Genomic DNA, 6,056 nt, shown 5'->3' with positions numbered 1-6,056 from the left:
ACCGAGAGCGAGCGCGTCGTGGGGATACCGAGAGCGAACATGGCCTCACTGATCAGGTACTCCCGGAGCATCGGACCGACCACCGCGAAACCGTCGCCGCCTCGCGAAAACGGTGTGCGCCCCGAACCTTTCAGATGCAGATCAACGCGACGGCCCTCGTTGTCGTGCAGTTCCCCGAGTAGCAGAGCCCGACCGTCACCGAGGAGCGGTGCATACCCACCGAACTGATGGCCGGCGTACGCCATCGCAACCGGCGTGGAGCCTTCCGGCGCAATGCCGCCGGACAAGACCCCTACTTCCTGACGCAGTGCGTCCACGTCCAGCCCGAGGGACTGCGCGAGTTGCTCGTTCAACACCAGCAGTGTCGGATCGGGTGTCTCGGCGCCCTGCCAGGGCACGGTGAGGTCGGCGAGCTCGTCGGCGTACGTGCTTTCCAAACCGGACAGGGGGTGGTTCTGCAAAACGGCCATACCCGAGGGTAGCTGCGTACTTGACATCCGCGTTGTCCTATGACACTAATTATCTACAACATTAGTGAAAGGGTGCAGGGTGATCGAATTTCGCATCGACCGACGCTCGGGCATTCCGACGTACGTGCAGCTGGTCCTACAGGTCAAACACGCTTTGCGACGCGGGGACCTTGCTGTCGGCGACAAGCTGCCGACAGCAAAAGACGACGTCCCGACGCTCGCGATCAACCCCAACACCGTGCTGAAGGCATACAAGGAACTCGAGCACGACGGGCTGGCCGAGGGACGGCCGGGGCTCGGCACGTTCGTCACCGGCACTCTCGTCAAGGCAGGCATGGCCGAAAAGTCGGCGCTCGCTGCAGAACTCGACACATGGGTGGGCCACGGTGCGAGTGCCGGCCTCGAACGCACCGACCTCGAAGCGCTCTTCGCCGCTGCACTCGACCGTGAATTCCCCGAACCGGAAGGACCACAGACGTGACGGATTCAGTGCTCGAGGCGTCGGAGCTCAGCAAATCGTTTCGCCGTCGACCCGTACTCGATCAGTGTTCCTTCTCGCTGCCTCGGGGTTCGATCACCGCACTCGTCGGTTCCAACGGGGCAGGCAAGACGACGCTGATGTCGATGATCGTCGGGCTGCTGCACGCCGATGCAGGAGAAGTGACAGTCCTCGGCCACTCGGTCGACGATCGCGGGATCGCACCTGGGCTGTCGTATCTGGCTCAGCACAAGCCGTTGTTCGCACGTTTCTCGATCGCCGAAATGCTCCGGTTCGGCCGCGACACCAACGACCGGTGGGACGACGCCTACGCCAACGGAATCGTCGAAGAGACCGGCCTCGACCTGCGCACGAAGATCAAGCGACTCTCGCCAGGACAGCGGACTCGCATCGCGATTGCGCTTGTGCTGGGACGACTTCCGGAGATCGTGCTGCTCGACGAACCACTCGCCGACCTCGACCCCGTTGCCCGACGCGCGGTCGCACAGTTGCTCATGCGCGACGCCGCCGACCGAGGAACCACTATTGTGCTGTCCTCCCACGTGCTGGCCGATCTCGTCGACGTCGCCGACCGTTTACTCCTGTTACGCAGTGGCCGAATGCAATTGGACGGAAATACCGAGGATATCGTGAACGAACACTACGTAGTCAGAGGAACAACGTCCGCGCCGGATGGGCAGATTGTGGGGATGATCGGCGGGACCACCGTCATCCGCGGGCCCCGGCCCGACGCCACAGTCTTGCCCGCCACTCTCGACGACGTCGTACTGGCGCACCTGAGCGGGGTGGAGTGATGTTCTGGGTGACGTATCGACAATTCCGCGCCAGTCTGCTCGGCGCCCTTGGAGTCGTCGCGCTCGTAGCCGTGGTGACTGCAGGCACGTCACTGGTTCTGTGGAACTCCCCCTATGCAGGCACGTACGGCACGTTCTTCTCGTGCTTCGGAACCGATTCGACGATATGCGCGGCGCAAACCGCGTTGACGGGAACGACACTGCTCACGATCGCCCTTCCCAGCCTCATCGGGCTGTTCGTCGGGGTTACGGTGTTCTCGCGAGATATCGAACGCGGAACGCATGTGCTGTCGCTGTCGCAGTCGGTCGGACGCGTGCGCTGGTACTTCTCCCGCGTCCTCGTCGTATTCGTACCGATCATCCTGGCAATGCTGGTGCACGGCCTGGTGTTCTCGTGGACGCGGTTGCCCGACAGTTCCGGCTTCTGGACCATATCCGGAGGTACCGGACGATCTCGCTTCGATTACCCGATCTTCGAAACCGAGGCACTGATGCCCGCCGCCTACACTGCGGTGGCGCTGATGATCGGTAGCACGTGTGCGTTGTTGCTGCGCAATACGATTGGGGCAATGGTCTTGACGCTGGTCGCGACCGTCGGCCTCTCGGTTCTCCTATCCACCACGGTACGCCAGCATTATGCGACGCCGCTGGTGGAAAGCCAGCCGATCGGCGACCTCGTGCAGTCCGGCGAGTTCGTTTCATACGGTCCCGCATCCAGGTGGTCCATCGATCAGAACTACGTCGACGTCGACGGCAACGTTGTCGACATCGACTACGCGCTCTGCGCGGAGGACGAGTCGTTCTGGAACGAGATGCAGCAGCGCCCAGAAGAGACCTACGCCGACTGGGAGAGGCGATCCGACGCGCTGAATCAGGAGCAGATCGTCCGCTACAACCAGTGCATCGAACGCCAAGGCGCCGATCGATTCGAGATCGAGTATTTCGAGGACAGAAGCTTCTGGCGTTTCCAAAGCACCGAAGCTGCTCTTGCACTGCTGGTTTCCGCGCTCGCCTGCGCCGGATCGCTGTTTCTGGTCCGCCGACTACGTCCGTGACATCACGCTGGGAGGATGAGAGACTTCCCGGTGGGGCTGACGAAAGGACGTGCACATGCTGATCGCAACGGCAGCAGCAGTGCTGGCGGTGGTGCTGCACACGGCAGCCGCGCTGCTCGCTGCACGCGAAAACTACGGCCGCACACTGCCGATGATGTCAGGGTCCTATCCGGTCAGACCCGCCCGCCGTGTTCGTCGTGTCCAGACAGTGGGGTGGATCCTGAGCCTCGTCGCAGCCGTCCAATTCGCAAACACCTACTGGTTGTCACAGCCGTGGCTTTCCGTCACGATCGCAATCGCGGTACTGGTGTTCGTCAACGGCGCACCCAGCCTGATCGTGTCCCTGGCCCACAATCGCCGGCTCGGTACCGGTGCGGGCCCGGACGTATCGTCTCCCCGCTAGCTGCACGGGCCGGGGACATCGATCGTGAGCGTGGCATCCCGCTTGGCGGTCACGAGACTGGGGTCGAGTGTCTTTCAGCCAGGTCCTTGGCAAGCTGGCTGATGCGTTTGCGGGCTGACTCTGGAGTGAGTATCTCGATATGGTCGCCGAACTGGAGGAGCTGACGCACTGCCTCGATTTCGGGGTAGCGGACGACGACGGTGCACCAGCCGTTTTCCGGATTGGAGACCTCGTGGATGCGGGCGCCGAGAATGCGCCGTGCCAGGTCGACGCCATTTTCTCGCAGGCGGACGGTCACGCGTACGCCACCTGGACTCTCGGTGCGTTCCTTCAACGTAGCCCACCTGGTGCGGAGGGTCTCATCTGGTCGGAGAACAGCTGGCGCGTCGAGTTGTTCGAAGGCCGCAAGTCGTTCCAGAGCGAATAGCCGACCGGCCCCCTGGTCGTCCGCGATCAGGTACCAGCGGCCTGATTTCGCCACGAGCCCGTACGGGTCGACCACTCGCGTCGAGGCTTGCTTCTCGGCGCTGCGCCGGTACGTGATTCGCAGGCGGCGTCGGTGTCGCATGGCCGCGGCTAGAGCGGATACGTCCACCGATGCCCCCGAGTAAGCGAGCCACGCGTTGCTGTCCACCAGTACCAAGTCCGCCAGACGCAGCAGGCCCGGAGACTCAGGTGCTGCGGCCTGGCGGGCGGCGATCTTGCGTGCGGCCGTTTCCCACACTGCAGACAGGCCCATGCGCTCGAGATGGGCGCTGTCCAAACCAGCCACGGAGAGGGCCTCCAGCTCTGGCGGTTCCAGATGCGATGCGTTGAGCCGCGCACCGGGGAGCAGGACAATCCCGCCGTTCCGCCCGCGTTCGGCATAGACAGGCACACCCGCTGTCGAGAGCGCCTCGACATCCCGCAACACCGTCCGCCGAGACACCTCGAGACGCTCGGCGAGCTCAGTGGTGGTGATTCGCTGACGGGTCTGTAGGAGCAGCAAGAGGTCCAACAGTCTCGAAGCTTTCATATTGACCAATGTTCGCAGAAAAGGTGACAGGTTCTGTCGCGATTAGAAGATCAACTGGAGCCGTACCGACAGTCCAACGACCTGAGGAGCGCTCTATGCCCGCACCCAATCTCTTCCTGATCTACGTCCGCGACGCCGAGTCCGCTACGGCCTTCTACAGCGACCTGTTCGAGATCCAACCGACCTTCACCAGCCCCCACTACGTAGCTTTCGAGGTTGCCCGGGGTGTCCTGTTCGCGCTGTGGACAGGCGGCGGCGAGCACGCGATCCCGAGCACCCCTCGCACGTGCGAGGTCGGGCTGATGGTGCCCGGGCCGCCTTCAGCCGTCGACGAGATCTTCTCTAGTTGGGTCGCGAAGGGAGTTCATGTCGTACAGGAGCCGCACGACGCTGTATTCGGCCGCACGTTCGTGATCACCGACCCAGACGGCAACCTCATCCGCGTCTCCCCGGTGGACTGAACTGCACGAGCGTTACCCGCCATTTTCGTTCTCGACGGGCCGGCCACAGACGATGGTCGGCCCTTCGACCTGTCCGTCAGCAATCGACCGACCACAATTGCTAGCCCCGATTGGCCTGTCTCATCAGTACATCCACTTCGCAGCCTGGCGCGGTCGGATCGAAACCGTGCTCGACCAACCAACGGACACATCTCAAACTACGCAGCGACCACCATGCGCGGATGACCTCGCGGTCGACATCTGTTCCATAGCCTGCGATGACATCGCCGAGATGTTCTGGATGCCCCAGTGTCACAGTGGCGAGATCGTAGAGGGAATCGCCCGATGCCGCCTCGGACCAGTCGAGAATGCCAGTGACCTCGTCGCCGGAGACGAACACATGCGAAGCTTGGAGGTCACCGTGTGTGAACACCGGCGTCCACTGTCTCAGTGCACCTTCGGCGATCCGGCGGTTGTACGAGACAACGCCGGTTGGGACAACCCCGCTCCTGTTCAGCCACGCGCATTCGCGGTCGAGTTCGCTGGAAAGCTCATCGAGGCTGCGGCCTCGCCACGGCGGCAACGGCGCGTCGTGCAGCTTCCGTATCGCATGTCCAGCAGCAGCCCACGCCGCCGACGAGGCTGTGGACGGTTCACCGAGACGGGCAAGCGCAGTACCCGGAAGTGCAGCGAGCGCAAGCACCGGCGGCGTGCGCCACAGGATCTTCGCAGTCGGGACGGGTGCCCGGCGCATAGCGTCGACCTCGATGTCGGTGTTCGACTGGTCGGCGTCGACCTTCAAGAACACCCCGCCGACACGTAGAGTCGCACGCTCTTCGTGGGCGACGACAATCTCGACCGTTGTCACGTCGGTAAGTATGGCTGCGATGACATCCGCTGTCGCCGAGTTTACGCTCCACCGAGTGCATCGACGACACGACGAGCTGTCTCGGACGCACTGATGCCGGAAGTGTCGACTACTTCACCGGCTGCGTGCAGCCACGTCCCGGCGGCATCGACATACGTCTGCAGATGGCTCAGCCGAAAAGACGAAGGCCCCATGACCTCGTCCTCCATGATCCGCCGACGCAAACTGGCCTCATCGGCGTGCAACACGAAGTGCTTCAAGGGAATCCCATGTTCGGCAAGGCCACCGCTGATCTCGTCCCAGTACGCCTCGGTCAGAACAGTCATCGGCATCACCAGCACACCGCCCGTGTAGTCGAGAATCCGACGAGCCGTCTCGACCACCAACGGTCGCCACGGTGGCCAATGCTGAAAATTGTCTGTCGCCGGCAATCCGGGCTTGATGTCCATCAGTGTCTCCCCGACCTTTTCTGCGTCGAACACTCGCGTGTCGGGAACCAACTGCTGAACCAG

At 62.9% G+C, this 6,056-nt stretch carries 9 protein-coding genes; 5 read left to right on the top strand and 4 right to left on the bottom strand.

The window, feature by feature from the left end; translation table 11 throughout:
* On the bottom strand, positions 1-470 hold a 470-nt coding region (locus A2J03_RS08590), incomplete at its 3' end, for a protein adenylyltransferase SelO family protein (protein WP_231912438.1).
* 79 nt (positions 471-549) lie between these two features.
* Between A2J03_RS08590 and A2J03_RS08585 the strand changes: the two genes are divergently transcribed.
* From A2J03_RS08585 to A2J03_RS08570, 4 genes are read left to right on the top strand one after another with little or no spacing between them, the layout of a single operon-like run.
* Positions 550-951 carry a GntR family transcriptional regulator gene (locus tag A2J03_RS08585; protein ID WP_068372151.1) on the top strand — a complete coding sequence of 134 codons (402 nt, stop codon included), beginning with the start codon at positions 550-552 and terminating at the stop codon, positions 949-951.
* Positions 948-1,763 (top strand): ABC transporter ATP-binding protein, encoded by an 816-nt coding sequence (locus A2J03_RS08580; protein WP_068372149.1) that lies wholly within the window; start codon positions 948-950, stop codon positions 1,761-1,763. The genes A2J03_RS08585 and A2J03_RS08580 overlap by 4 nt, the downstream gene beginning before the upstream one ends.
* Before the next feature lie 8 nt (positions 1,764-1,771).
* Positions 1,772-2,818, top strand: a complete 1,047-nt coding sequence (locus tag A2J03_RS08575) for an ABC transporter permease (protein WP_156520271.1) — start codon at positions 1,772-1,774, stop codon at positions 2,816-2,818.
* Positions 2,819-2,873: 55 nt separating this feature from the next.
* A complete protein-coding gene (locus tag A2J03_RS08570) occupies positions 2,874-3,221 on the top strand; it encodes a hypothetical protein (RefSeq protein WP_068372146.1) in 348 nt (115 codons plus the stop codon).
* Positions 3,222-3,270: 49 nt separating this feature from the next.
* On the opposite strand, the gene A2J03_RS08565 is transcribed toward A2J03_RS08570, so the two are convergent.
* On the bottom strand, positions 3,271-4,236 hold the full coding sequence (locus A2J03_RS08565; protein WP_068372143.1) for a helix-turn-helix transcriptional regulator: 966 nt from the start codon (positions 4,234-4,236) through the stop codon (positions 3,271-3,273).
* A gap of 95 nt (positions 4,237-4,331) precedes the next feature.
* Here A2J03_RS08565 and A2J03_RS08560 point away from each other — a divergent pair, with 95 nt between their 5' ends.
* A complete protein-coding gene (locus A2J03_RS08560; protein ID WP_068372140.1) occupies positions 4,332-4,697 on the top strand; it encodes a VOC family protein in 366 nt (121 codons plus the stop codon).
* A gap of 100 nt (positions 4,698-4,797) precedes the next feature.
* Here A2J03_RS08560 and A2J03_RS08555 read toward each other — a convergent pair whose 3' ends face one another.
* The gene (locus tag A2J03_RS08555) at positions 4,798-5,544 is read right to left on the bottom strand and encodes a phosphotransferase family protein (protein WP_068372138.1); all 747 of its coding nucleotides are present in this window, start codon (positions 5,542-5,544) and stop codon (positions 4,798-4,800) included.
* Positions 5,545-5,585: 41 nt separating this feature from the next.
* Positions 5,586-6,056 (bottom strand): ATP-binding protein (locus A2J03_RS08550; protein WP_197480676.1); only part of this gene is annotated, 471 nt, incomplete at its 5' end.

This window comes from Rhodococcus sp. EPR-157 (assembly GCF_001647195.1).
Lineage (GTDB): Bacteria > Actinomycetota > Actinomycetes > Mycobacteriales > Mycobacteriaceae > Rhodococcoides.
Note: the sequence above shows the minus strand (reverse complement) of the source record. Positions and strands in the feature narration are given on the sequence as shown.